This window comes from Paenibacillus baekrokdamisoli (genome assembly GCF_003945345.1).
In the GTDB taxonomy this organism is placed as follows: domain Bacteria; phylum Bacillota; class Bacilli; order Paenibacillales; family Paenibacillaceae; genus Paenibacillus_Z; species Paenibacillus_Z baekrokdamisoli.
This window is the reverse complement of sequence record NZ_AP019308.1, coordinates 6,236,911-6,262,998: the sequence shown is the minus strand read 5'-3', so window position 1 is coordinate 6,262,998 and position 26,088 is coordinate 6,236,911. Positions and strand designations below refer to the sequence as shown.

The following is a 26,088-nucleotide window of genomic DNA, read 5'->3' as shown; positions in this document are numbered from 1 at the left end:
GACTAGCCCCTCACCATGGGAAGCCGCAGCGTGATGATTGTTCCCTCGCCAAGCTTGGATTCCAAGTCTAACTGAAATTGATCCCCATACATCAAGCGGCAGCGGGAGAGCACGTTTCGCAGACCGATGCTTTCCCCTTCGCTGCTTAGAATCGCAACCGCTTCCCCGCCCTGCAGCTCAGAAAGGAGATTTTCCATTAATTGTTTCGTCATGCCTATTCCGTTATCTTTGACCATCAATATCAATTTTTCCTCTTCCACCCTCGTAATTAAGGAAACCTCGGATATCCCAGTCTTCTCTAAGCTGTACTTAACCGCGTTCTCGATTAGAGGCTGCAAAATAAACTTAGCAATGCGCAGCTTGTTCGCGGAAGGATCTTCTTGCATCGTCACCAACAGATTATCCTCGTATCTCAGCTTCAGAATGAATAGATAATCGCGCATGTAATCCAGCTCTTCCTTTACCGCCACAATATCACTATTCAAGCTCAAGGAGTAGCGCATCATCTTCCCAAGCGCTTCAGTTGCGTCCATGACAAGATCCTCGCGTTTCGTAGCCGCCAAGCCGCTTATAATTTCCAGTGTATTATTATAAAAATGGGGGTTAATTTGCAGCAGCAAAGCCTTATACTCCGCATTTTTGCGACGTAAATTCGTTTCGAACTCGGTTTCAATCAAATATTTCAGACGATTCGTCATTCGCTCGAAAATACGAGTGACATAGCCAATCTCGCTATGACCATTCCTTGCATGAGGCACTAATAAAATGGCCTGTGCGAATTCGCCCCGTTCCACATGCTTCATTGCTTTGGCCATAGCACTAAGGGGCTTTGTAATGCCATGCGAAAGTCTAAAGGCAACCACGATGATTATTAAGAGAAGAATGAAACTGCCGAATAGCATCGTTTGGCGAATCGTATCGATCTTGACATACAGCTCGCGCTCCGGCACCGCACCTACAATAATCCAATCCTGCGCTGGAAGCTTCCTATAAAAGATCAGATAGTTGAGGTGACTCTGTTTGACCGAGAATACGCCGCTTGTTTCCTTGCTGTGCTGCTCAGCCAATTGCGAGAGTCCTGCCTGCAGCACGGCCTGATTGTCCGCAAGGCTTTGATTGAGCACGCTCGTCTCGTCCTGTGTGAGCAAGAATACTCTACCGGTTTCACCAAACCTTATTTTTTCAATCGCATCCCGCAGCACAGCCGTTGGATAATTGATTTTGACGAAACCGATTTCCCTTAACGATTGAAGATGAACCAAGGGCAGCAGAAAGCTGTTGATCTCTCGCCTTGTCATAATCTCATCGGATTGATCCCCATCCTTGTGGGCAGTTGTCCAGCGTCCATCGTTTTGTTTGAACTGACTGTACCATTCGCTAAGCAAATAACTGCGATCCTGTGTCCACAAGCCGCCTGTATTCTCAGTAAAGGCACTGAGCGTAATATTGTTGGAATTATTAATGGCGTAGGAGGAGAAATACTCGCGAAGCCGCTGCTTCGTGAGTACGCGTTCCTCAATGGATTGAGCGGGATTGAGCTCTGCGGCAACCCAATCCTGCGTAATTCGGCTGCTCATTACCTGTGTGCCGATATCCTCCATCTGAGTAAGCAGCGTCGTAACATGCGAGGCAAACTGATCAATCGATTGAGCAGTCGACGTCTCAATCGAATGCTGAATAAGATTAGAGGATTCTTTACTAAGCACCACTATGAAAGTGGTATACGGAACAATGAGCAGAATTGAGAATACGAGCATAAGCCGACTGCGCAGCGAGTAGAACATGTCATCACCTCTGACTTCATCCTGTCTGTATGCCAAGCATCCTACAAATAGATGCCATTGTCCAGATAGGGTTAGCCCTTCGCTTGATTGACAGCAGCTAAACCAAGCGCGAGCGCGCCACATAGACCCGCATTATCGCCTAAACCAGGGGGTACAATATACGTCTCTATCGCTCCCATGATCATGCAGCTGCTTACATAGCCATTCAAGTGACGCTGTACCTCTGCGCGAATCAATGGAAATAACTGCTTCTGCTGCATGACTCCGCCGCCAAGGATGACTTTCTTCGGAGAAAGGAGCAGAATTGTACTCGTAATGGCTTGAGCGATATAGTAGGCTTCCATCTCCCAAGCTGAATGAGCCGTAGAAAGCTCGTTTCCTTTGACTTTCCAACGTTGTTCAATAGCCGGACCAGATGCCATTCCTTCCAAGCAGTCACCGTGGTAAGGGCAATTTCCTAGAAACGTATCGTCCTTGTGCCTTCTAACTAGAATATGCCCGCCCTCCGGATGTACAAGACCGTGAACAAGCTTGCCTTCCGCGTACACGCCAACACCGATTCCGGTACCCACCGTATAATAGACACAGCTGTCTAACCCTTTGGCTGCGCCCCATGCCGCTTCGCCGTAAGCAGCAGCATTAACATCCGTATCCCATCCAAAAGGCAGATCAAATGCTTGCTTCATCGTCCCTAGGAAATCAAATCCCGACCACCCTGGCTTTGGTGTTGTCGTCACGAAGCCATAGGTCGAGCTTGCCGGATTAATATCGATCGGACCGAAGGTGCCGATTCCAATCGCTTCCACTTGCTTATCTTCAAAATAAGCAATGATGCTGCTTAACGTCCGTTCCGGATGCTCAGTAGGGAAACTGACCCGATCCTCAATCGTTCCAAGTTCATTTCCGATACCGCAGACGAATTTCGTGCCTCCTGCCTCAATGGCGCCAATACGCATATATGAAGTCTCCTCTTAAAGGTTGAAATTTATTTGGTTTCATTGTAGCAGACGCGATGTCGCAATCCTTCCATTATCATCAGACTTCGACTTTCAATTTTCTTGTTTCTTGCATGCAAGAAGAGACATTCGTCACCGAATGTCTCTTCTTTGTTAACGCGATTATTTAATTTGGGCTTGCAGGCCCGCATAAGCTTCGTCAATCTTCTTGATCGCGTCGGCAACCGATGTATCGATGTCACGCTTACCGATTGTCACTTCCTCGAATACTTTGTTTACCGCATCCGACATTTGCGGGAAGATCGGTGTGATCGGACGGGAACGACCAAATTTCTGATTTTGAACGACGAAGATGTTCTTCGGATAATCATTCAGCTCTGCAATCTCCTTGGCCACGGAATAGCGAACAGGGATATCCTTAGTCATCGCCACATAGGCCTTCTGGCCTTCATAACCAGTAACGAAGTTTACGAATTTCCACGCAGCTTCTGCATGTTTACTCTTCGATGAGATCGCAAGTGACCAGCTGCCATTCGCTACTGCCTGCCGGGTTCCCTTGGGCAGTGGGGCAATATCATAATCTTCCCCTAGCTTGAAATCAGGAAAATCGCTCGCATAATGGGAGAGCGACCAGGATCCGTCGACAGTCATCGCCAGCTTCCCATTGGGGAACGGATCCGGTGGATACTCAAGTGCAGAAACCTTATCTTTATTATATAAATCGGCATAAAACTGAAGCGCCTTCTTCGTTGCCGGAGAATCCAGCTCGCCCTTCGAAGTCGTTCCATCGGCATTCATCACTTCGCCACCGAACTGCCATATGATCGGGTATTTGAAATAGGCCGTCGCTCCCGCATTCTGGAAGCCTTGCGCAGGATCAATACCATAGATGCCTTTGGATGAATCCGTCAGCTTTTTGGCCGCATCCAGGACTTGTTCCCATGTCAGTGGCTCCTCCGGATTTTTAGATGGGAGCGGAATGCCCTTGGTTTCAAACATCTTCTTATTGTAGAACAACGCGATGGAGGATTCCGTAAGCGGGGCCATGAAGATATCATTCTTATACGTATACGCAGATAAGGTTGCTGTTGGGATATCCTCCAGGTTACCGTCTGATTTGAAGAAACCTGTCAACGGCTTCAGCGCACCTGCTTCAGCGTAAGAGGCCATACTCGGCGCATCGATTGTCATAATATCAGGAGGATTGCCCGAAGCAATGGACGTACGCAGCTTCGTATCATAGTCGGAATAGGGAATAGGATTCATCTCAATCGTTATGGTTGGATTATTCATATTGAATTGAGCAACAAGCTTCTCGTAGGCGGCATTCTCCGCATCATTCCCGGAGTTCCTCCAGAAGGTAAGTGTCACGCCGTCTTCCGTCGCTAGCTTATCGGCCCCCTCGGCTGGCACCTTGGACTGATTATGATTAGAGGAGCAGCCCATCAACAGGCTGAATGCTGCAAGCGAGATAATTAGTCGCAGTCGGTGTACTTTATTTATCAAATTTGTCGACCCCTTCACTCTACAAGATGAAGCTCTCTAGTTGTATCTTACCCATCAAGCGACCGTACAGATTTCATTATTCTCGGATAAGGACTTTTGAAATGATTAGTTTATTAGGAATCATCACTTTGAAAGTAGTTGGATTAAGCCCTGCCTTAAACATTCTAAGCTGTCCAGCGTAATCTGTCATCACCTTCAATGCTGCAAAAAAGCCCTTTAGGAATTGACCTAAAGGACATTTTTGCTTTCTATTTATAAACTTTATTTGCTTTTTTGTACCAACATATTCAGCAGAACCGTAACAGCCTCAGCTCTTGTAGTAAGGTCTTGAGCGGCGAATCGGTTACCGCCTTTCCCTTGGACAATGCCTGCTTGTTTCACGTAAGCAATGCTGCCTTTGGCCCACGCCGGAATATCTTTGTCATCTGCAAAGCCTGTTGCGGCATTCGCTTCGAGTGATTTACCCAGAGCCTTGGAGACCATCGCTGCCATTTCAGCACGCGTAATGTCTGCATCCGGACGGAAAGTGCTATCTTTGTACCCTGTAATAATGCCTGCTTGTACAGCTTGTGCGACTGCTTTCTGCGCCCATGCCCCGATCTTCGCCGCATCCGTGAAGGTTAGTGCTGTTCCTTCATCTTGTGGCTTCAATGCATTCATTAGCATCACAGCGAATTCCGCGCGTGTCACGCTAGCATTCGGCTTGAATGTGCCGTTCGGATAACCGCTGACGATTCCATCGCTTACTGCTTGCTTGATATTAGCCTCGGCCCAGTGTCCAGCGATATCGCTAAAGCTCTTATCGGTCGTACCGGGAACGGGTACTTCCGTTGACGTGTCTACAGCCATTACCGCATACTTCGTAAAATGATTAACTTCCACGGTTATGTGATTACCGTTTACCTTGCCGCCGACTTCTACCCATACCTTCTTCACTTCATCATAATAAAACACAGATGCCTTTTGGTTGCTTTTCAAGATCGTAGGATCGAACGCAAAGGTCAATGTAATGGGATTGGTGAAGTTATCTGTGAAATTTTTTAGAATCTCAAATACAGGGCTGGCTAGAAATTCTTTATGGTTTAGAAGAGTTTGAGTATCCAGCAATTTCTCGATCGTTAATTTCAGCTCTTTGTTAGTCGCATTAGCCGGAATCGTGATGGAGACAGCATCTCCCAAACTAACCAGACCCCTTTTGCCGACGGGAAGTGTTAATTTGCCATCCGTTGAGGTAACGGTGTCATCGCTTGGCGTAATTGAACCGCCTACGCTGCTGGCGGTTGTCACTTTCAACGGTGTCGTTTCAATTTGGTCCCCTTTTCCGACTTTGATCTCGTAGGTTCCAATAACTTCATTCGTTCCAAGGGTAATGGTGTCGATGTAAGAACCTTTCACCACCTGGACTATATTGAAATACAGGAGGCTAAGATCAGGACGATAGATTTTGATAATGACCTCCGTTTGATCTGATGTGCCCTTTATCGTTACTTGACCGCCCAGTTGGACAGTATTGGATATTGGACTCACTGTTACAGCTGCAAATAATGAGCTGGGGAACATCGCTACGCATAGTCCGATAATTAAGGTTAAACTCCATGTACGTATTCTCATTTCTATTTTGCCTCTTTTCTATTCTATTCTTTTCTTTTCTTTTCTTTTCTTTTCTTTTTTTATCTTTTCTTATCTAGTCATTCCACCAATCCTCATAGTGCTGTTTAAAATCGTCTGCGTTTACTTGCTTCGCTAGATTGTAGCCCATATTATCCTCGTAGGCAGTTCCTCCCGTAATGATAAAAGCTCTAACCGAATAATTGGAATTAGCTGGGATATCAACTGAAAAGGTTTGAAATCCCTTCATCTCATTTACTGGAGTAGAATACGTTTTTACCGGTACATTGCCATTCATGAGTTGGAATACAACAGTCGCCTTACCCCAGTAATAATAACCAGCCTTAATATTCAAAACGACATTAACAGATGCTTTTAGACCATCGCTTGTCTTTTCGATATCCATATAGAAACTATCTTCGGAATTGTAAAGATCTATATAGGTTTCTCCATCAACATAGCCAGCAACCTTCACAGTAATATGATTCCGACCAGCCGACAACACACCTGCCTTGAGCAAAATTTTCCCTTTTGCTTTACTAGCATAATCCCCAGGAGTATAGCTGAAGCTCGTACTCGGTACAACCACATCGTTCACTTCAATTGTCGGCAATGCCCATTCACTATCAGGAAGTTCAATCTCTATACTGCTTGCACTACCGACAAAATCACTCTCAGAATTGTTATAAATATAAGGTCCTCTCTTCAATACATTGACATGCACTGTCTTCCCGAACTTGTCATGTGTTAAATTATCCTCAACATCGATGTGCACAACAGCAGTGCCTAATGCTACACCATTTAGCTGTACATAAGGGGTTTTCCCATTAGGGATCAATGCTGCACCAACCACATTTGGTTTCGAGCTTTCAACGCTGACAATCGTCATCCCATGATTTTCTGCGTCATTGTACAGATCCCCAGCGTAAATTCTGCTGCTTCCGTTCATTGCTATTTGAAGAATCGGATTCTCCTTGTCGACCAGTGGTAGAACCTTGCCGATATTCTCAGTGGCAACTTCAATTGTCTTATAGCCAATCACTTTTTTCGTGTTATCTACCTCAACAACTGAAATGATATTACCAGCGACAGCCGGTACAAAAGGGGTTTGGCTTAAATTAATGCTGTACTTGCCAACATCGCTAAGCATTGTCCCTACTCCCGGATCCGCCTCTGCAGTTACTTGTCCAGGGGTTGCCCAAAAAGTGCTACTTGTTGCAGGTATTCTCACAACTTTTACTTTCCCCTGCGTAACTATACCAGCATTTGACTCCAATTGAAGTGAATCGAGATCCCACTGGATGTCCGCTTGTTTAACCGTTATTATCTTTTCACTTGAGGGAATTACTGCTGCACGGACACGGATTGAATTTCCCTCATTTACAACAATGTCATCGACAGAAGTATTCGTGATTTCCGTGTACGCAACACCATTGTTAGTCGAATATTCCATACCATAATAGACATTGTTCAACTTCGTAGTTCCGACTTTGGTTCCTGGTGTCAGAGCTACAGAATCCCATCCATAGAAACTGTTACTGATATCTGCATTGTTATATACATATCCAAACAATCTACCAGCAGCAGCTCCATTCAATGTTCCTAAGGCGTGACTGTTGCTGATTAGGGCACCATTCCCATTGTTACCAACCAAGTTGCCTCCATATTGTTCTACACTCACAATTCCTATCGCAGAGCTGTTGCTGATTGTTCCAATGTTAACACCAACCAAGCCGCCTACATACCTACTTCCCGTGCCACCTTGTATAATTCCAGTGACATAGCTGTCGCTGATTGTTCCGTAATTTTGACCAACCAAGCCGCCGACACTATTTTTACCAAGAATATCAACATTTTTCAGCTTCAAATTCATAATAGAACCATCCGCACCTACAGAGCCAAATAACCCCACATATGTCCCGTTAGGCTGATTAATTGTAAGCCCCGTAATGATGTGATCGTTGCCGTCTATATTTCCGTGAAACGGATAACTTTGATCGCCTATCGGCTGCCAAGCGTAGCTACTCAAATTAATATCCGCTGTCAACTTGAAATAATCACCTAAATGATCCCTCACCGCATTGAGCTCATCAGCTGTTGCAATTTCGAACGGATTAGCTTTTGTACCCGCTCCTACTGCAAAATCAGCCGCAGCATACGCTGTTCCTCCTCCAGGCACAATAATTCCCGATATTCCACCCATCACCATCAGCATGACTAGAATGATGGACATTCCTTTTTTATACATATTACGCACTCCATTTCCTCCTCTAAATTCATGTTATTGCTTCATCAAGACTATTCTATCACCCTCCAATGACGGCAAAATGACAAACTTCGACATTAGGAAAAGAGTACGCCTACAAGGAGCGGTAAAAGCCATTCACATCGGTACTTTTCTAAAGATGTATCTCCCAGCGGATACCTCCTTTGGCAGACAAAAAAAGACCCACAGCTACGGGCTGTGGGTCTTAAAAGTAATTCTATTGTAAAAAGGGGGGTTGTTCTTAGTATAAGGGACGATTATGAAAGCAAGCTGAAAATTATATGTCAGCTTCATTACAATACGATTGCAAGTTCAATGCTTACCTCGCTGATGTTACCCGTTTACTTCCACCAGCTATTATCTTCGCCAGCGCTAGTAATCAGCTCTACCGATTCGCGGTTCCACGCAAATTCTGTTTCCTTGCCATTCAGCAGCCAGCGGCTTGGACAGGTTGTCTCCAGCCAGTCCAGCGGTTCGCCTGACGGAAGCGGTCTCGCCGCAAGCTCGAAAGCTGCGCGAAGTGCAGCTTCCTGCTCCTTTGTAACAGCAGAAGGCGAAGCGGAAACGAATAGTGGAGTCCCGCTTCCCGCTAACAACTCGAGCCATTGCTTATTAAGCTCCCACGGAATTTGATCGGTGATCCCAATACAGTCTGCATCGTGACTGTAGAAAGTGCCGTGCTGCGGCATCCGGAAGGCAAGTGTATTAATCCCCATATACCTTGTCCGCTCCCATGACCTGCCGCTCGTATCGTCACCTGTTCGCTGAATTTCAAAGAGTCCCGCTGCCAAATGACTAACCGTGTTGCAGCCGATAACGACGCTTTTACCAGAAGATTCAGCTAGCACGCGATATAGATCGAGCGTAATCTCTGCTGTCGTTCTAGTACGATCATGGAATGGCTGGGTCAAAGCATTTGTTCTGGATTTCATCTCGAAACCCCACTGACCAAGCATGTCAATGGTTGAGAAATCATGCTTGATCATCTCAAAGCCCCACGAAACCATGCGAGCTTGCGATTCTGCTATGTAATCCAGCACACTCGGCATGCTTGGATCCAAGATGTTACCGCCCGAAGCGGTGTATCGAATACCTTCCCGTAATTCAGAGTCACTCGTAAGAAGCGGACGAAACCAAATGCCCGGCTTCACTCCAATTTCCTTCATCTCGCCTGCCAATTGCTCCATCTGTGGAAAATGCTTATTTCCCAGCCAAGGGCCGCCATTACATGCACCGCCGCTAGACAATTGCCAGCCATCGTCGATAACCATGTAGGGACGATTCGTCGTCGAGGATGCTAAAGACGACATGAACTTCGAATCCTCCAATATTTCCTGATGCGAGCTATTACCGTATGCATAATACCAATTGTTACCGCCGTAGACCGGCTGTGCTGGCATGACAGGACGTTCGCACATGATCGCGCAGAAACGGGTTGCCGCGGTGAAGCTTGACTCCTTGTCCACGCCCTCGTAGCCAACGATTTCGGCGACTGTCAGCTTTCTTTGCCCAAGCCGAACACCTTCGCTGCCATTACGAACATCAGCTGTAAACGTTATTCCATCTCTATCGAGATGCCAGTAACAAAATGACCGAGCCCCTGTTTTCACGCCATAACCATTCGTCACCGTACCATCATTGGTGAGAAAGTACCACGGCATCGTTCTTTCTGGTACGATGCCCCTCCACTCGAGATCCCCATAAGCCCGCTCCCAGTGATCACCAAGGACAGTCAAAGGGCCACGCGTAGGAACCGTCCAACGAAGCTTAATTGTTTTGACCGGTATCGTCGCTGCTTCGAGTTCGACCGTTACAACGTCTTGATTACGTGCAATCGTCAGCTCAAGTCCTTTATCCTGCCATTGCCCTTCAGAGACGCGTTCAGGCGCTTTCCATCCTGCTTCCGTTTCTATTAAAACAACATTAGGTTCTCTCATAATGGGTAGTGACATGCAATCCAGCTCCTTATGATGTTTTCTGTTTTCTTATGATTCGTCTCGTTAATTGTTCGACGCCCGTCTTCATATACCTACCGTTGATGAACAACAAACCGATATATCCTCCACGGAGGTGGTCACAAAGATAAATATTCGAAACGGTTTATAATGGGGATTCTATGTAAGAAGCAATAAAATTTGGTATACAGATAACGGAGAGGATCGTTCATGAGTGTTGTAGAACGAAGAATTCAAGCAGGAGATTTGGAAGAAGTAATCGAGCAGATTTCGAACAGGTGGCAAGATCACGTATACTTTTCTGAAAAAGCCGAAAAGCTGACGTCTGCGGTAACAGAGGTATGACCACAGACGTCAGCTTTTATGAAGTATCCACTAGCTGGCCTCTTAGACTTAGACTACAGCTAAGATGGCCATGGATAAGGAGTTCGTCCTCAAATAACCAAATGAATCTCTATTCCCGATGGATCAAGTACGATGACCGAACCGGAATTGTGTTCGATGTTAATACCCGCGGCACTCAAACGACCGATTACTGCATCAAGCGCGGCCTGATCCTCGAGTTTAATTTGATAATAGGATAAGCCTGGTGAATCTGCTGGCGTAAGGGGCGCACCTACACCTGCCCATGTATTAAGCCCAATATGGTGATGATAACCCCCCGCAGATATGAATAACGCTGACTTCTCCATGTGAGCCACAATGTCGAAGCCTAACACGTCATGGTAGAACTGTTTTGTCGCCTCAAGATCGGTCACATGCAAATGAATATGCCCAATAATGGTCCCTTCAGGTAGGCCATGCCAAGCCTCGTCCCCAGCCTCTTCTAATAAGCCGTCCCAATCAATGGGATCGACAGCCATGATATATTCACCCTTCTGATCTCGCTGCCACTCCGTTCTCGGACGATCTCTGTAGATCTCAATACCGTTATTGTCGGGATCGGCGATATACAGCGCTTCACTGACAAGATGATCCGCTTGGCCGATATGTATGCCGCTTTGTACAAGGTGTCGCAGTGAAAGTCCCAATGATTTACGGTCTGGCAGCAGAATAGCAAAATGATACAGGCCCGCTCCTGATCTACGAGGCCGAACGACTGCACCTGGAATTTCCTTTAGCGTTAGAAGCGGCGTCTTTCCATCAGCAGTCAGCTCCGCCATGCCATTCTCTTCTCGAAGCACTTGCAAACCAACAATGTTACGATAAAATTCAATCGACCGCTGTAGATCACTTACTCGCAAACTCACTTGCCCAATTGATGTGCCTGGATGAATGGATTCGAACATATATTACCTCTCCTTTTTAAGGGTTGCTACCCTCCATTCTAATACTGATCCTACCCTTGATGCAAAACTGCTTTTCTTACATTCGAAGCATGGTGCGTAGAAGCCGCTGCGCTGACGGATCATTCGAAGCCCGCTACGCGGACCGGATCATTCGAAGCCCGCTACGCGGACCGGATCATTCTTACGATCGCTGTTGTCTCCCTATTTCTTGATTCTATCCCTTAGGGGTAGAAATAAGGAGACAAAGGCGAACGCTATCGCTTCTTCAGAACGATTCCGTCCGCTTCGCTTTTGTTTCGTTGACAAGCACCAATAAAATCAGTTATCGTAAGCATCTCCTAAAGATGCAAAATCCTCTTCTAACCAATACCAGTACTGACCTTTATTTTGTATAAGCTTTGCCTAAAATTGGGATTTGTATCGCTAATAGAATATTTCATATCTACTGATAAAACAATACAACTTGCCATACCACTCATAAATGTTGGTATAATAACTAAACAACTACGCGAATAATAAGGGAGCCTATTATGGAGGATTATCAAGCGATTACGCTAATGTTTCGAGAAATCAAGAACTCGCTCTCCTCTTCTCTTACACAAGTACTTCCAGCTTTTGAAATCTCGCCAATTATGATGTATGCATTAGAATTTCTTCGCAAGCATACGGATGCGAAAGCCGTTGACATCGCTAACGAATTTGGTCTCACTCGCGGTGCGATAACACAGCTGTTAGATAAGTTAGAGGAACAAGGGCTCGTAGCACGTAAGCCGCATCCGACAAGCCGCAGAAGCTTGCAAATTGATGTTACCGATAAAGGCCATCAGTTATCCGCTTCAATTCTTGAGACTTACAATGAGAAAATAGAGCTGCTATTGGCCAACTACTCCAAAGAAGAACTAGCGTTACTTAGAGAACTGTTAGATAAATTACCTTTGCATTCCCATCGTGTTTAGTGCGGTGGTTTTTTTATTTTCGCTTGACTAAATTGTTTAATGATTATATTGTTTAATTACTAAACATTTAATAAGAAGGAGTGTCTACAATGAATAAGGTCATTGCTATTACTGGTGCATCGGCAGGTATTGGACTCGCAACCGCTTTGAAATTCGCAAGCAATGGCTGGCGTGTATACGCGGGAACGCGCAACCTAGCACGTGATCAAGAACAATACGGGGACGTGGAGAATCTACAGTTTCTTGAGATGGAGGTAACTCGCCCAGAGACCCTTCAGAGCGCATTCGACGTAATTGAGCAGGAGCATGGCCGAATTGATGTATTGTTTTGCAATGCTGGTTATGGATTCCTCCGCGCATTAGGTCAAGCCACTACCGAAGAGATCGAGGCAGTATTCAATACCAATGTTCATGGCGTTATTAACACCATTAAAGCTGGGCTTCCTCTCCTTCGCAAATCCACATGCGGGCATATCGTTGCTACTTCCAGTGTCGGCGGATTAGTCGGCCAGCCGTTCAATGAAATTTACTGTGCAAGTAAATTCGCTATTGAAGGCTTACTTGAAGGTATGGCTACCTATTACAAGCCACTGTTCAATATTGATATCACCCTGCTCGAACCTGGAGCAATCGCTACCAACTTCAACAGTACCGTCTTAGGACAAATCCAACAAACGGGCGGCATTCGCGACGATGAGTACAAAGCCATAATTGAATCCTATATCCACAACTTCTCCACCCGGAATTCCGTGCCTCAGACAGCTGAATCTGTTGCCGATGTTATGGCAGACTTGGTCAACATGGAGACTAAGCCGCTGCGTATCCGCACATCGGAGGCAGCAGAGAAATTCGTTGCCTATAAAATAGGGAATGATCCATCCGGTTTAGATGGGATGTTAAATACACGCAAGCTGCAATTGAATTTGTAGCCGAATGCCTTAAGAGCAGATGTCGGATGATGAAAAGAACATTGTCCGATTGCCAGCATCGAATTTGCTAATGAAAAGTTCAACAAATCACGTTACGAGTATTCAATGAGTTTCTTGTCGATTTCTGCAATTTCGCCGATCTTTGATATACCATCCCAAAGAATTATTGACTCAGCATCAGCACGTACTTTCTTTCGCACTCCACTACGATTAAAGAATGGGTTATCGGATCATCGAGAGAACTGTAAATAAGCTAATCCATGCGATAAATTCTAGGATAATTCACGGTGAACCATATCACAAGTAGGGCAAGTTTTTTGGAGAAAAGCTCGCAGCAGGCTTGGAAGGGCGCTTTGCCGGACATGGGTTCAGGAAGGGGCACGCTTGGTGGCGAAATCGGCGCAAACGGGCTTCTGCGAGCTTTTTGGGGTCACAAAATGATATGGTACCTGGAGGGGGAATGGACTCCAGTTGATGCTCGACCTCGTTCCTCCGGGACAACAGCCGCTCCTGACGGTCTTTCAACTCGCCGAGTCGTTCGAAGAAAAGGTCGTCATCGACGCCGTTTCCTTCAAACAACTTGAGGAAGCGCTCACGCTGACTTTTGATGCTCGCGAGTTTTTTATTAACGGCAGACTCGATGGAGCAGGTCGACACAATATGCGCTGTTCGGCATTGATTTTTTTTCCAAATTAGGTTATTTTATAGACAGCTTAGCGATAAGCAAGTTCCTGACACGAAGGGAGATGTTTTTAATGGCAACTACTTATATGGTGGTTTGGTCTTAAAACTGAATAGCAGGCATACACGAAAAAAGCGGGAAAACGCCCGTATTATTTGGTATGCCATCCAAAGTAACCTTTCGTGAATATTGCTGTTTGCAGGATACGATGAAGGTCGTATCTTTTTTGCGTCCTGATGCCGCGCGACAGCAGCTTCTTTAGAGGCTGCTTGTCCGTGGCATTTTTGCGTCCAAAAAACAACATTAAAGGAGCTAACAAAAAAACCATGATGGATTTGAAAACCTATGGCTACACAGAAATAGAAGCAATTCCCGACGGATTATTGCCCGGCAGGGTGACGGAGCTTCGGCGCGAGCGCTTCACGGTCATGACCGAGCGCGGCGAAGTAACGGCGGTGCTCAAAGGAGCGTTCTATCACAGCGCGGAAACGCGCGTAGACTTTCCGTGCGTCGGTGATTTTGTCTTGCTGCACTACAACGAGAGCGGAGATTCTCTCATTGTTACGGTACTGCCCCGCCGATCCAAGTTCTCACGCTCGGATTACTCAGGGCATGCCGCAGGCTATGCCAAAACCGTGCTGGAACAGGTCGTCGCAACCAACTTTGACTATGTGTTTATCCTTTCTTCTCTGAATTGGGATTTCAACGTTACCCGCATCATGCGCTACCTGACACAAGTCAGGCAGAGCGGCGGCCAGCCGGTCTTCATTCTGACCAAGGCTGATCTCGTTGAAGATTATAATCTCCCGCTCGCAGAAATCACACAAAGCATCCCTAATGTGCCGGTTCACGCGATCTGCAGTCATACAGGCCTGGGGCTGAACGAACTCGATCCCTACTTGATGCCTGGTAAAACAGTCGTCTTTCTCGGCATGTCCGGCGTCGGTAAATCGTCTCTGCTCAATGCGTTGATAGAACAGGACGTAATGAAGGTTCAGGCGATCCGGGAGGTCGACAGCCGGGGGCGGCATACGACAACGCACCGTCAGCTGTTCATGCTCCCCTCCGGTACGATGGTCATCGATACTCCGGGTATGCGTGAGCTTGGGCTTTTTGATGCCGACGAAGGCATACGCGCAAGCTTTACCGATGTGGAGGAATGGTTCCCTCAATGCCGATATACGGATTGCCGCCATCAGGCCGAGCCGGGCTGTGCCGTTCTCGCCGCGCTTGCCAACGATTCGTTGCCGCGTGAACGGTGGGAGCATTATGTTGCCCAACAGCATGAGAACAAGTTTGTCCAGGATAAAACGAGCTACCTCATCGACAAGCGGGCGAGAAACAAAACGATCGCCATGTGGAGCAAGCAAACGAAGAAAAACGGAGGTTGGAAGAAATGAATATTAAATTCGAAACGCTGATCTATGCCTTAAGTCGACGGTTCAAGAAGGATATCATCTCTGCCGACTTCCAAACCATGCCGTTACAGGGCGGAACTGTGGGAAATGTGTACCTGGTAACGGGGATCGCCGAAACCGCGGAAGGCGAAAAATTGCCGTACCGTATCGTGCTGAAAATCCAGAAGAAATGGGAGCGTTACGGCGATCCGGGTTCATGGCGCCGAGAATATGATCTCTATGCGTCTGACTTTGGAGCGACGTTCTCGGATGCCTTCCGCTGGCCGACATGTTATCATGCCGAGATCAATGCCGAAGAAAATGAATTCCAGCTGTGGCTGGAATATATCGATGGCGTAACCGGTTTAGACTTGACCGGTGACATGTATGAACAGGCCGCGCTGGAGTTAGGACGCTATCAAGGCAAGCTGTATGCGGAGCAGCCCGCTGTGCTGCAGAGCCTGACCAACCTGAGCCATGCGGATCTCATGAAGAATACGTATCTGCATTACCGGTCATGGCCGGTCGTCTACGATTATATACGCTCGGAGGACTGCGAATTCCCGCAGCACGTGCGGCAAATGCTCATCGACATCGATGAGCACGCAGACGAGATACTCGCCCGCATCGAAAAATTGCCCCTCGTGCTATGCCACCGGGACTTCTGGGTGACCAACCTGATCTATGCCGACGGGAAAATCGCGCTCATTGACTGGGATACATCCGGATGGGGCTACCTGGGCGAGGATCTCGCAAGCCTGATTGCGGATGAAGCGGATATCGATCACATGGTCGAATACTACCAGCGATGTGTCCCCGCGTATTACAAAGGCTTTTCGGAGTATGCGGATGTATCCCCTATCGCCGATCATTGCGTCTACGAGCTGATCCTTCTCGTATTCGGGTACAGGCTTGTGGAGTGGTACCTCCACACAGAGGACGATGACGAGAAGACGAAGCGTGTCCATACGCTCCAAAAAATCTATGAAATGAAGACCAGCCCTGCGCGGGGTTGACTCTAAAAAAAGAACTCCGAAAACCCTTGATTGTAGTGGGTTTTCGGAGTTTCTTTCATTACTCCCCTTCGATCGTCGCCGGCGGCTTGCTCGTGATATCGTAGACGACGCGGGCATTCCAGTCGGTGAATCGACAGTGAAATTGACAAACGTTTACGGCGTCACATCGGAAGCTCCGATGTACGTCATCGTTGCTGGAAACTTCCTGGATTCCTGCCGACATTTTGAGCTTCAAGGCTGTACCCCTGCAATGCTTGCTCCTCAGTGCTCACTCTGATGTAGATGACAGCGTGAACGACCATTGCTGGGAATTTCAAATATCATGGCTGCGCTAACCTGCCCGTTCGTAAACAAAATGAGCAGGCTCTCATAGCGCCTGCTCATCGATATTTGCCGAAGCTCTTGCCAACAACGGCTATAGTACTATCTCTCTACTTCATTTATGATTCGACAACAGCTTCTGAGCGACAATATAACCTGATCCTCCGTTAATACCATGTCCCGGCCAAGTCCCCGCACCAAGCATGAATAAATTAGGTATCTCGGTCTGATGGCTTGGCTGTGAAGGCAATGGCCTGAGCAAGTAGCTTTGCCCCAATTCATGGGAACCGCCATACGGGTCACCTGGACCTGAATTAGGATTAAACCGCGCAATGGTATCCGGCGTCACTACCGAATATCCGATAATATCACTTGGTATATTGGGAATATGCTTGCCCACGATTGCAAGCACTCGCTCTGTGAATCTCTCTGTAAGCTCAGGCGTCCAAGAGCCATCTCCAACGTCGATAAGACCTGCCGAATCACCTTGAGGTTTAATCGGCACCTCAAGCACTTGTATACGCATAATAGCTTTGCCCGCAGGCGCTCTTGTCGGATCAAGATTCGTGGAGCAATCAACTGTAAAAGTTGGTTTTGCAGGAAGCAAATTGACCATTCCTTGCGCTATGGCCAAGGTAAAGCCATCCAGTCCATCCGTCAAATGTGGCTGACCCACTTGGGTGAATCTCACGTCTGGCCATCGTGGTGGTTCACTAAGTGCAAGGTGGATTTGCACGCAACCTCTGCCATATCGGAATCCTTTTGCTTGCTGTCGCAACTTCTCGTCAACTTTCGTATCCGCCAGAAGTGAAAGATACAGTTGATCAGGACCAGTTGAAGCAACAACCGCTTGCTTGGCGTAAAAGTTCTCTCCGTTCACTGTGGAAACACCAACCGCTTTCCCATTTTCCACAAGTATGCGCTTAACTAGCGAATGTGTGCGAATAGTTCCTCCCTTGTCCTTCACAAGCCGAGCTAAAGCCTCCGCAAGCTTCTCACTGCCACCCTCAGGGATCGGCATCCCGCCTCCCATTAAGGCCATCGCGGTTAGCGGCACCCAAATCCCACTTCCTACTTCATCAGGAGTCCGTCCAAGATGAGTAACCCATGGAGCAAGCATCGCTTTTAACACAGGGGACTGAAAGGATTGGACAGCTTGTCGCGCGGTCGATAGGAATATAGATGCAAAATCCGAGTATCCCGCACGCCCTTTATTTTGGAATAGCTTATTAATGATAGCGGAAGCCTTGGGCTCGGCAAGATCCATATTAAATAATCCAAATACATCATTTGCATAGGCGTTGAACTGCTCAAACATCTTGGATAATGAAGCTCCGTCACCTGGAGCAAGCCGCTCTGCCTCCACAATTAGTTTTTCAATTGTACGAGAAAATACAGCGGTCTCCCCACTCTCCATCGAAACACCGGTTGGTAACTCCGTATTTATATATCGCAGCCCTCGTTCCTCCAGCTCTTTACCCAAGTCCCCATAAGCGGGTCCCGTTAGAAACAATGGGTGAGCTGCAGCGTAAACATCATGCTTGAATCCTGGGAGAGTTAGCTCCTCTGTACGAACAAAACCGCCAGGGCGATCATTCTTCTCCAGAACGAGCACTCGGCGGCCGGCTTTTGTCAGATAGGCAGCAGCAATTAAAGCATTATGTCCGCTTCCTATCAAAATTACATCATACGTATTCACGTCGTCATCCTCCTCACTAAGCATCGTTGAATCCATACTAACCGATGCTACGAACAAAGTATGACGTTTGTTGTCGTACGACAATTATTCTATGGGCATGCTTAATAACGAACATAGGAATCCATAGCTTATTTAGGAATTATTCATAACATCTTTCAAAACATCTAGAACCCAATTTTTAGTATCTATGTACGCTGTTTCATTATCATATTGGACTTTGTATACATAGGCTCCAAAAAAACCTGTTATTAGAGAATAAGCTTTTCGCCGAAGGATACCCTCATTTGACATATCTAGTCCGATTCCATAGCCCTTCATAAAATGAGGGTCATTTCCCCACAGTACAAATTCAAATTCACGGTCTGCATACATAGCACGATCTGCATCAATAATTGCCGCAATTTCCCAATCTTGATTCACTTTATGGACGAGAATATTGGGGTCCCACAGGTCATTATGAACTAAGCTTGGTCTTTCTCTATTAACGAAAAGATGATCATTTTTTCGAAAAAATTCATTAAACTCTTTTATTTCTTTTTCTGAAAAAACATGATGATTTGACGTTTTCTCCGCATCTTCTTCAACAAACTTCTTAACTACATCCAACCATAAATGTGAGCCGTTAACTTCGTTATTCGGCGTAGGCCACCCGAACTTATCTGATTTAATGCTGTGTAGTTTTGCTGTATAAACGCCAAGATCATATTGAATTTTACTTTTGTGCTCTCCTGGAAAAGAAGGGTCATTTAAAGTAATACTATTTATATATTCAGTGATGATATAATTTCGCGGTAAAATGCGATGAGTTTCATCATAAAGAATTACTTTAGGTGCCGGGATATTATGATCATTGAATAACTTATAGAGTCCTGGCTCAATCCCCATCATTACCTTTTCAAAATCAAACAGCAACTCTTGTCTTATTGGAGCAATGCGCAGGACTAAGCTTTTGGTAGGCCGTAGTGTTTTTATAAAATAAGTCGTATTAAACAGTCCACCACTGAGTTCCCTCCACGAATCTATAGTCGTGTCTGTATCAAAAGCACTTTTTACGATTTGTTCTATTTCCCTTATATTAATTGTTTTATAAATCCTTGACTTGCTATTCATGACTTCAACTCCACTCTCGTTAGATAGCACAATGGTGAGACCATTACTTTGGGAGTTCAGTAATGACTCCATCCAAAGGAAATACCATTTGAACAAATTCTCCTGTATTAGCCTTGATATCAACTGCAACACCATCAATCATAATCGACCATTGCCTATTCCCGTTAACTTTGGTCCAAAACGTATCACTCTCAAGTACACAATAATCAGCTAATTTATCCGTATCAAAATCAGCGTTCATCTTGTATGTCAGGCACGCCAGGCAGGTGGGAGGTATAACGCCAATCACTCACACTATGGAAAACCGGCGAGTTATCCCGCAGTTCCCCGTTGCCGGTCCATATCGGAGAGGACTCGGCCTATATGTTCTTCTACTATAACTTCTAGCCCTTTTCCTTCCGCCTCAAACACTGCCTGCCCGCATATTTGGTTCACAACTCTCGGAATTCCCTGACTCGCCGCGTTCAACATTTGAATGGCACTCTCTGCAAACACCGCCGCGTCAGCTTTGCCGCCTCCATATGGTGGTGCATTCTTGGAAAACATCGGTTATGTCGGATTTTCCAACATCGACATGAAGTTCGACAGCAGGACGGGCAAATGGCAAATACATGATGTTCGAAATCAACCCGCGATTGGGTAGAAGTAGTTTGTTCGTCCGGGCAGCGGGTTTTTAACATGATTGCAGCACTCATGGACCAAGTCGTTTACGGCAAAGAAACCGATTGCGTGTACGGGCAAGCTGCCGCGCTGTGGACGAATGTGCCGAAAATAGTATTAAAACGCTACATCGCCGATCAGGCGTTGTCGGCTGAGATCGATCAGCATTATAGACAGAAGAATATGATCCGGTCGATTTGGTACAACAAGGATCTGAATGTGAAGCGATTTATCAGCGTCACGCGCTATTTTTTCGGCCATGTCAGCAACTATCGACGCTATTATTTCGATAAAGAACACGCCTCGTTAAATCTGCAAGGCTAAGCAGATGAATTGAATAAAGGCAGCCGATCGTTTCCCATCGGCTGCCTTCGTGTTTTTGTGCACTATCGTATTACGTTAGTTTTGCATTTACCTAAATGAACCAATTAAACTATACTGCCCGTTCACACAACGAAGTGCTGGGTCGTTCCAAAAAAAAATAAGCAACCAAATCTGGTCGCCTTATTAAAGACTATACATTTACATTGTAATTAAGCTGAAGCTCATCACCAGGCAATCCCCTAATTCCCCAATTTGATTTAGGAGTCTCGATGATTGTTATTTCAATATCTTGCGGGGAAATACTTAGTTCTCGTTGGATGTGTTCAAAAAGCGACCGTATCAAATGTTTTTTCGATTCCACCGAACGCCCTTCAAATATACTCAGTTCAATTATGGTATATGCTTCTGTACGTTCAGGGGCATAATGAAAATCTTCCTTATCCATTGGAAAAAAACGATGGAATTTTTTATCGGTTGGTAATTTAAATGCTTCAACTACACATGTATGAATTATCTCCGAAAATCTTTCCTTTATTGGGTTTAAATTTTCCTTCAAACCAAAAATCTTCACTTGAGCCATGCTCCTCATCTCACCTTTCTCATCTCAACTTTTCTCGACTATTTTCGGGTACAACTAAAATATAACAGTTACTTTCAGACTATAAAACCCATCTGCCCGTTAGCGTAATACCCCCCCCTCAAATGTTTTCCATTTGAGTGAAGCCCTATCGGTCAGGTTATTATTTTGGGCTACAGGACCCACTTTGGGCTGAGATGCATTCCAATATCCATAAATAAGAAATATTATAGGAAGAACTATACACCCCACGGAGAAGAAAATGAATATGACATACTTATTCAGCTAATCACCTCCTAAAGAAATTGCCCCGAAGGGACTCATTCTAAAAAGGAACTTACCCTCATTAAAATAATACCACAAATTGCAACTATGCTGCCCTTAGCTTAACGATAAACGCCGCTGTTGCTCCTCTGCCTGCCTTTTAGTTATTCAAATTGAGAATAATCCTCAACTGCGGACAACGATACATGTTCTTGTCCTAAATCGGCAAACGATATATGTTCTTGTCACTGGCTTTTGACAAGAACATATATCGTTAACATGAAAAAAGCCGCAGATATGCGGCTTCATAAGCGTATATGTTCTTGTCACTCGACAACATAGCCGATGACATCGACATTTTATTTCTCATCGCAATCCCCTTGATTTTGCCTATGCTAAACAACTAAAATCAGTGGCGGATTGTTCTCCACATTTGCACACTCCTCTAGGAATAATTTAGATCAAATAATCTACTTCAAATAGTGACCAAAGAAAAGATAAATCAAGAGTTTCCCATAACATATACTTTACTACTAATGGATCCGATGCATACACATGTATTTCTTCCAAATCCTCGATCATAAAGTCTCTACTAATTAGCCTCTTTATTTCGATAATATTATTAACCTACCTAATTATTTCATGTTTAGTATATTTTACTATGCATGGTTTTTTAACTCTACTCACTCTATCGGAAATAAGAAAGAGAGAAGGGCGGATTCGCCCTCCTCTCTTTCTTATTTCAAGCTATAACATCCAACATCAAAACCCGCTTGCCGCATCACTTTCGAGCTCCGCTACTTGTGCCGCAGATCCGCCTCGGAAGACGACGAGTATTACAATCAGAATAGTTAAGACAAAAGTTACTGACCCTTTCCCAAGACCCAGCCCGCCACTATTATGTGTCGCGGATAGCCAGTCCGCGAATGAGGCGCCTACCGGACGCGTCATAATATAAGCGAACCAAAAGGCGAAGATTTCTTTCCATTTCAACATGAAATAACCGATCGCCGGAATAGCAAGGATGACAGCAAACCAAATACCTGAAGATAAGTAGCCCAAATGCATTGTTGTTGCGGTCATATCACCCGCTGCAGTTCCAAGCGCAAAGGTTGTCAGTACGGTTAGCCAGTAAAACACCTCGCGACGACGGGTGGATATGCTGTGAATCGATAACGTCTTCTCTTTGACATACCACGTGATGAGAACTGCAGCAAGCGCCACAACGAAGAACAAAGTCGAAACCACATACGGGATGCCCAATCCTACGCGCACTACATCGGCAGCTGTGGTACCGAAAATACTGACCATGACGACAACCAACCAATAGATGCTTGCCACATATCGGCGCACTTTGAATTGCAGCACCATTGCAGCTATAAATATTAGAACGCTGAGTGGTACCGAGTACATAGGGTTTAGACGCTCGAATAGATAATCGGACGCCACTTCGCCCATTCCGGTCGTTAGTAGCTTCGTAATCCAAAAGAAAAGCGTAATCTCTGGAACTTTGGTAATCATTTTTTTGCCTTGATCACCGATTTTTAATAGTGATTTGTCCATGTCCAACAGGTACCCCTTCCTTGTTCCATATAAGCATGCCAAACCTCCTGACTCGTGGGAGAGGATTTTGCAACGCTATCGCGGTCTTAGTATACTAAAGGAAAATGAGAATGCGATGAAAGTTACTATAGAAAAAACAGCCAGAGACTTCAATTTTAGAAGTCTTTGACTGTTTACTTGAACGAGCCGCTCTTAGTTTATTAAGCTATCGTTTCCCGTCATACTATAACAATGTCCGATCCTAAATGCCGGTTAGCTGAATTCACTAATTTTTTTTGCAAAGCTAAAATCGAGATTATTCCATATTACTGTACTCTTTCAAACTCACCACTAACTCTACCCTCCGCTTTACCACTATTTGTGATACGGTTCTCCGCGCTGTCTGTAACGGCAAGTTTTAAGGCCATCCTTTGCGGGATGGCCCTTTATTTGAACTCACTTTATTTCAGCTATCGTTCTCAATTAGCAAAATCAAGTCATCATTTTCCTGAAATCGTGATCTCTTTATAAATAAAATTGCTTATCATTCCCAAAATGGTGTGCCTGTAAATAAAAAGTCCTCCCCATTTGCATACCTGCCAAATTCACGAGATGCAGACTTATGCACATGCGTCGGCAGCCAATTGTTCGATTCAGGCATACCAAGAGCGTTCCTCATCCCGATTAGCACTAGCGAAATAAATAATGCTTCTATTTGTGCCACATAATCATTTGGTAGCGGAAAGTGCTTTCCATACCAATCAATGTATTGCTGTCTGGCATTGGGATGAATAAAGGTAAATGTGATGGCCAAGTCAGTGAGAAAAGGACCGAATCCACACGCGCCAAAGTCAATGGGATTTGCAACCCCATCTACAAACACGATATTGGGAGGAACGATATCACCGTGCAATACGCCCCAAGTCAACTTATTTATAGGGAGAGTGTCGAGCAGGGCCATCGCTTTTTCCCCAGCGGCTTCAAGGATCTGAACATCGTGTGCATCTAATAACTCTTCCCGCACCTGCTGCTTGAGCAAGTCCAGAGCATTCTGTATGCGTGCACGATTAACCGTTGGACGGATAAAAGATGAAGGGGGCTGCCACTTACTGGCATGATGGTGCAAAGCTGCCGTCATTTCAGCGGTGGATTTCAATTCTTGCTCGCTGGTAAAGTATTGTTTTTGCTCGCCTTCCACCCAACTGAGCATCGTGCAATTTATATCGTCCACTTGTGTAACATATGACCCTTGCTGATTGCGTTTTGGCACAGGGAGGGTGAGACTAGTATCGCGATTAAGCGCATCCAGCCATACCAACTCAGAATCCAGCACATCTGGGCGCGTCCACATCTTTTCAAGCGTATTGATTTTAGATTTGTGAACACGCAGGCTGTATAACAATCCACAATTATCTTCAATTTTGAAAACCGCGGCGCCGCTTTGAGCTACTGGCGATACGGATACAACGTTAATATCGTACTGCGTCAGCGCATGTTGCGCAATGATTGCATTATCCATTCTGTTCACACCTTCCAAAGGAAATCGCCCCTAACACTAAGGTAATGATATGGTACTATGCCTACGACTCACTTTTTTTAACGACAGGGATCCAAACTTCCATTTCGTACATGCCGTTGCCTCGATCATAGGTCATTTCAAGCTCAGTGCCATTTGCAAATTCGTAATTAGAACTCGGAAACCACTCGCCCCAGATACGCTTCCACAATCCATGAATATCATTCTGTCCATCGGGATTGATTCCGGTTGTGAAAATCGCGTAAGTCTGAGGGGGAATTTGAAGCTTTTCAAACCCTACCAGCAAGCCACTTTGGGGTAAAAAGTAACCAATCATGTAGGAAAATTTCTCGCCTTGGTTGTTGTATAATACCGCATGAATCTGGCCATGTCCCCCCAAACCTGCGGCGGCACGGATTCGATTTACTGTTCCGTCGGAAATGCACTTCTCCCAAAATTTAGGTATTTCAACAAACGGATTCTCGCCATCGGCATTGACCAGAGTTGAAACACCGAACATTACAAGACCTTGTTTTTCCTCGATTTTGTAATTCATCTCCACATCTCCTCGAACCGAAATATGAAAGGATAACCGAGGATAGGCCTTGAGTGAAACGCCTTTGTCGCGCGCTGACATTGGCGCCACGCCGTGCATTTTTTTGAACGCTCTGGAAAATGCCTCAGGCGATTCATAACCATACTTCAATGCAATGTCGATAACCTTTACACCCGTGTTTTGCAGTTCAAATGCGGCAAGGGTGAGCCGCCTGCGCCGAACATACTCCGCCAGCGTAACATTTGTGATGAACGAAAACATCCGCTGAAAATGGTAAGTTGAGCAACAGGCTATTCTAGCCACTTGATCGTAATCGATTGCTTCAGACAGGTGTGTTTCGACATATTCCATTGCGTTATTCATGCGGCCTAGCCAATCCATTCAGATCCTTCTTTCAAGTATAATTATAGGTAATGGTGGAAAATGGAGCCTAGCAATCCTTGCACAGAAATATCATGGTTGCCAGTATCTAAACGCAGGTTTGAGCAAGAGGTAATACGACTCCTTTCACCACGCTGTACTGCCCGTTACTTTAACAAACGAAAAAGGGAGCCCTCGTATAGCAAGCTCCTTAACTATCGTGTTCCCAGATACGCTAAAAGAGGCTTATGGTTCCAAATCTGTGCTTCAATATATTCAATATATGGACCCATTCCTTCTAAAAGTGCGGTTCTCCATTTCTCCTCAGGTGCTCCATACATATTTGCTAATAAATTGACTTCGGAAAGAGTGAAGATTTTACCATGATATTCGGGTTGATAGTATACTGCATGTTTATCCATACCAAGCAAATAAGTTACCATGCTATCTGGATATGTAAAGCTAATATCAAGTTCAGTAAAAATTGAAAGAGGTATATGTATCCTGTCTATGTCAAAGCTCGATAAATGGTTTTCTATCCAATTAGAGTATCCAAGCACAGCGTACAGTGGATACTCATCTTTTGGCTGCCCACCTTTTGCAATAAATTCATCTCTTACCCATTTTTCTGTTTGTTTTCTGTTGTTCAAGTATTGGACTGGTTCCTTAAATCTTTCAGCTAAAGGATTGTCTTCGTAGAGAGATTCCATTATTTTTAGAGCTTCAGAATCAGTCAATGCGGATAAACTTCGAAAAGGCAAGTCCCCCTGTTTATAGTAGTGCGTCAAAAACTCAAACATCAATTTCTCACCTCC

Annotated in this window: 23 protein-coding genes; 7 read left to right on the top strand and 16 right to left on the bottom strand. The window is 45.4% G+C overall.

Features of this window, described 5'->3' with window-relative positions; genetic code table 11:
• Positions 1-2: 2 nt before the first annotated feature.
• The 6 genes from EKN16_RS27555 to EKN16_RS27530 all read right to left on the bottom strand — a co-directional run bounded on the left by EKN16_RS27555 (position 3) and on the right by EKN16_RS27530 (position 10,072).
• The gene (locus EKN16_RS27555) at positions 3-1,820 is read right to left on the bottom strand and encodes a cache domain-containing sensor histidine kinase (protein ID WP_232016050.1); all 1,818 of its coding nucleotides are present in this window, start codon (positions 1,818-1,820) and stop codon (positions 3-5) included.
• 35 nt (positions 1,821-1,855) lie between these two features.
• The gene (locus tag EKN16_RS27550; RefSeq protein ID WP_125664243.1) at positions 1,856-2,740 is read right to left on the bottom strand and encodes an ROK family protein; all 885 of its coding nucleotides are present in this window, start codon (positions 2,738-2,740) and stop codon (positions 1,856-1,858) included.
• A gap of 162 nt (positions 2,741-2,902) precedes the next feature.
• A complete protein-coding gene (locus tag EKN16_RS27545; RefSeq protein ID WP_232016049.1) occupies positions 2,903-4,246 on the bottom strand; it encodes an ABC transporter substrate-binding protein in 1,344 nt (447 codons plus the stop codon).
• A 261-nt stretch (positions 4,247-4,507) separates the two neighbouring features.
• Positions 4,508-5,857, bottom strand: a complete 1,350-nt coding sequence (locus EKN16_RS27540; protein WP_125664241.1) for an S-layer homology domain-containing protein — start codon at positions 5,855-5,857, stop codon at positions 4,508-4,510.
• A gap of 73 nt (positions 5,858-5,930) precedes the next feature.
• Positions 5,931-8,102: a GLUG motif-containing protein gene (locus EKN16_RS27535; RefSeq protein ID WP_232016597.1), complete on the bottom strand. Its 2,172-nt coding sequence runs from the start codon at positions 8,100-8,102 to the stop codon at positions 5,931-5,933.
• A gap of 359 nt (positions 8,103-8,461) precedes the next feature.
• On the bottom strand, positions 8,462-10,072 hold the full coding sequence (locus tag EKN16_RS27530; RefSeq protein WP_125664237.1) for an alpha-amylase family protein: 1,611 nt from the start codon (positions 10,070-10,072) through the stop codon (positions 8,462-8,464).
• A gap of 213 nt (positions 10,073-10,285) precedes the next feature.
• On the opposite strand from EKN16_RS27530, the gene EKN16_RS33585 reads away from it, so the two are divergent.
• Positions 10,286-10,420: a hypothetical protein gene (locus EKN16_RS33585; protein WP_260182931.1), complete on the top strand. Its 135-nt coding sequence runs from the start codon at positions 10,286-10,288 to the stop codon at positions 10,418-10,420.
• A gap of 89 nt (positions 10,421-10,509) precedes the next feature.
• Here the strand turns inward: EKN16_RS33585 and EKN16_RS27525 are convergent, their stop codons facing one another.
• Positions 10,510-11,364 (bottom strand): VOC family protein, encoded by an 855-nt coding sequence (locus EKN16_RS27525; RefSeq protein ID WP_125664235.1) that lies wholly within the window; start codon positions 11,362-11,364, stop codon positions 10,510-10,512.
• A gap of 530 nt (positions 11,365-11,894) precedes the next feature.
• On the opposite strand from EKN16_RS27525, the gene EKN16_RS27515 reads away from it, so the two are divergent.
• The 5 genes from EKN16_RS27515 to EKN16_RS27495 all read left to right on the top strand — a co-directional run bounded on the left by EKN16_RS27515 (position 11,895) and on the right by EKN16_RS27495 (position 16,344).
• On the top strand, positions 11,895-12,320 hold the full coding sequence (locus tag EKN16_RS27515) for a MarR family winged helix-turn-helix transcriptional regulator (RefSeq protein WP_125664232.1): 426 nt from the start codon (positions 11,895-11,897) through the stop codon (positions 12,318-12,320).
• Between the two features lie 89 nt (positions 12,321-12,409).
• The gene (locus tag EKN16_RS27510; protein ID WP_125664230.1) at positions 12,410-13,249 is read left to right on the top strand and encodes an SDR family oxidoreductase; all 840 of its coding nucleotides are present in this window, start codon (positions 12,410-12,412) and stop codon (positions 13,247-13,249) included.
• A gap of 471 nt (positions 13,250-13,720) precedes the next feature.
• Complete coding sequence (locus EKN16_RS27505) at positions 13,721-13,945, top strand: hypothetical protein (RefSeq protein WP_125664228.1); 225 nt, start codon at positions 13,721-13,723, stop codon at positions 13,943-13,945.
• A gap of 222 nt (positions 13,946-14,167) precedes the next feature.
• The gene (gene rsgA, locus EKN16_RS27500) at positions 14,168-15,331 is read left to right on the top strand and encodes a ribosome small subunit-dependent GTPase A (RefSeq protein ID WP_232016048.1); all 1,164 of its coding nucleotides are present in this window, start codon (positions 14,168-14,170) and stop codon (positions 15,329-15,331) included.
• Entirely contained in the window at positions 15,328-16,344 is a 1,017-nt protein-coding gene (locus EKN16_RS27495) for an aminoglycoside phosphotransferase family protein (protein WP_125664226.1), read from the top strand. The genes rsgA and EKN16_RS27495 overlap by 4 nt, the downstream gene beginning before the upstream one ends.
• A gap of 436 nt (positions 16,345-16,780) precedes the next feature.
• On the opposite strand, the gene EKN16_RS27485 is transcribed toward EKN16_RS27495, so the two are convergent.
• The 4 genes from EKN16_RS27485 to EKN16_RS27475 all read right to left on the bottom strand — a co-directional run bounded on the left by EKN16_RS27485 (position 16,781) and on the right by EKN16_RS27475 (position 20,020).
• On the bottom strand, positions 16,781-18,364 hold the full coding sequence (locus EKN16_RS27485) for a phytoene desaturase family protein (protein ID WP_125664222.1): 1,584 nt from the start codon (positions 18,362-18,364) through the stop codon (positions 16,781-16,783).
• A 132-nt stretch (positions 18,365-18,496) separates the two neighbouring features.
• Entirely contained in the window at positions 18,497-19,474 is a 978-nt protein-coding gene (locus tag EKN16_RS27480) for an aminoglycoside phosphotransferase family protein (protein ID WP_164523013.1), read from the bottom strand.
• Positions 19,475-19,517: 43 nt separating this feature from the next.
• Positions 19,518-19,715: a hypothetical protein gene (locus tag EKN16_RS32515; protein ID WP_164523012.1), complete on the bottom strand. Its 198-nt coding sequence runs from the start codon at positions 19,713-19,715 to the stop codon at positions 19,518-19,520.
• Positions 19,716-19,786: 71 nt separating this feature from the next.
• A complete protein-coding gene (locus EKN16_RS27475; RefSeq protein ID WP_179955567.1) occupies positions 19,787-20,020 on the bottom strand; it encodes a hypothetical protein in 234 nt (77 codons plus the stop codon).
• A gap of 132 nt (positions 20,021-20,152) precedes the next feature.
• Here EKN16_RS27475 and EKN16_RS27470 point away from each other — a divergent pair, with 132 nt between their 5' ends.
• Positions 20,153-20,458, top strand: a complete 306-nt coding sequence (locus EKN16_RS27470; RefSeq protein ID WP_125664219.1) for a hypothetical protein — start codon at positions 20,153-20,155, stop codon at positions 20,456-20,458.
• Positions 20,459-20,648: 190 nt separating this feature from the next.
• Here EKN16_RS27470 and EKN16_RS27465 read toward each other — a convergent pair whose 3' ends face one another.
• The 5 genes from EKN16_RS27465 to EKN16_RS27445 form a co-directional block, all read right to left on the bottom strand.
• Positions 20,649-21,038, bottom strand: coding sequence for a tautomerase family protein (locus tag EKN16_RS27465; RefSeq protein WP_125664217.1), 390 nt, complete (start codon positions 21,036-21,038; stop codon positions 20,649-20,651).
• Positions 21,039-22,061: 1,023 nt separating this feature from the next.
• Positions 22,062-22,862, bottom strand: coding sequence for a COG4705 family protein (locus tag EKN16_RS27460; protein ID WP_125664215.1), 801 nt, complete (start codon positions 22,860-22,862; stop codon positions 22,062-22,064).
• Between the two features lie 523 nt (positions 22,863-23,385).
• On the bottom strand, positions 23,386-24,360 hold the full coding sequence (locus EKN16_RS27455) for a phosphotransferase enzyme family protein (protein ID WP_125664213.1): 975 nt from the start codon (positions 24,358-24,360) through the stop codon (positions 23,386-23,388).
• Positions 24,361-24,421: 61 nt separating this feature from the next.
• A complete protein-coding gene (locus EKN16_RS27450) occupies positions 24,422-25,276 on the bottom strand; it encodes an AraC family transcriptional regulator (RefSeq protein WP_232016046.1) in 855 nt (284 codons plus the stop codon).
• Positions 25,277-25,488: 212 nt separating this feature from the next.
• A complete protein-coding gene (locus EKN16_RS27445) occupies positions 25,489-26,010 on the bottom strand; it encodes a hypothetical protein (protein WP_232016045.1) in 522 nt (173 codons plus the stop codon).
• Between the last annotated feature and the right edge of the window lie 78 nt (positions 26,011-26,088).

What these genes read in the sequence shown, in the direction of transcription:
- EKN16_RS27510 (WP_125664230.1), top strand. Translation starts at nt 12,410, where the DNA reads ATGAATAAGGTCATTGCTATTACTGGTGCATCGGCAGGTATTGGACTC.
- EKN16_RS27530 (WP_125664237.1), bottom strand. Translation starts at nt 10,072, where the DNA reads ATGTCACTACCCATTATGAGAGAACCTAATGTTGTTTTAATAGAAACG.
- rsgA (WP_232016048.1), top strand. Translation starts at nt 14,168, where the DNA reads ATGCCGCGCGACAGCAGCTTCTTTAGAGGCTGCTTGTCCGTGGCATTT.
- EKN16_RS27475 (WP_179955567.1), bottom strand. Translation starts at nt 20,020, where the DNA reads ATGTTTTCCAAGAATGCACCACCATATGGAGGCGGCAAAGCTGACGCG.
- EKN16_RS27515 (WP_125664232.1), top strand. Translation starts at nt 11,895, where the DNA reads ATGGAGGATTATCAAGCGATTACGCTAATGTTTCGAGAAATCAAGAAC.
- EKN16_RS32515 (WP_164523012.1), bottom strand. Translation starts at nt 19,715, where the DNA reads ATGAACGCTGATTTTGATACGGATAAATTAGCTGATTATTGTGTACTT.
- EKN16_RS27480 (WP_164523013.1), bottom strand. Translation starts at nt 19,474, where the DNA reads ATGAATAGCAAGTCAAGGATTTATAAAACAATTAATATAAGGGAAATA.
- EKN16_RS27550 (WP_125664243.1), bottom strand. Translation starts at nt 2,740, where the DNA reads ATGCGTATTGGCGCCATTGAGGCAGGAGGCACGAAATTCGTCTGCGGT.
- EKN16_RS33585 (WP_260182931.1), top strand. Translation starts at nt 10,286, where the DNA reads ATGAGTGTTGTAGAACGAAGAATTCAAGCAGGAGATTTGGAAGAAGTA.
- EKN16_RS27525 (WP_125664235.1), bottom strand. Translation starts at nt 11,364, where the DNA reads ATGTTCGAATCCATTCATCCAGGCACATCAATTGGGCAAGTGAGTTTG.
- EKN16_RS27460 (WP_125664215.1), bottom strand. Translation starts at nt 22,862, where the DNA reads ATGGACAAATCACTATTAAAAATCGGTGATCAAGGCAAAAAAATGATT.
- EKN16_RS27495 (WP_125664226.1), top strand. Translation starts at nt 15,328, where the DNA reads ATGAATATTAAATTCGAAACGCTGATCTATGCCTTAAGTCGACGGTTC.
- EKN16_RS27470 (WP_125664219.1), top strand. Translation starts at nt 20,153, where the DNA reads ATGATTGCAGCACTCATGGACCAAGTCGTTTACGGCAAAGAAACCGAT.
- EKN16_RS27540 (WP_125664241.1), bottom strand. Translation starts at nt 5,857, where the DNA reads ATGAGAATACGTACATGGAGTTTAACCTTAATTATCGGACTATGCGTA.
- EKN16_RS27455 (WP_125664213.1), bottom strand. Translation starts at nt 24,360, where the DNA reads ATGGATAATGCAATCATTGCGCAACATGCGCTGACGCAGTACGATATT.
- EKN16_RS27465 (WP_125664217.1), bottom strand. Translation starts at nt 21,038, where the DNA reads ATGGCTCAAGTGAAGATTTTTGGTTTGAAGGAAAATTTAAACCCAATA.
- EKN16_RS27535 (WP_232016597.1), bottom strand. Translation starts at nt 8,102, where the DNA reads ATGTATAAAAAAGGAATGTCCATCATTCTAGTCATGCTGATGGTGATG.
- EKN16_RS27450 (WP_232016046.1), bottom strand. Translation starts at nt 25,276, where the DNA reads ATGAATAACGCAATGGAATATGTCGAAACACACCTGTCTGAAGCAATC.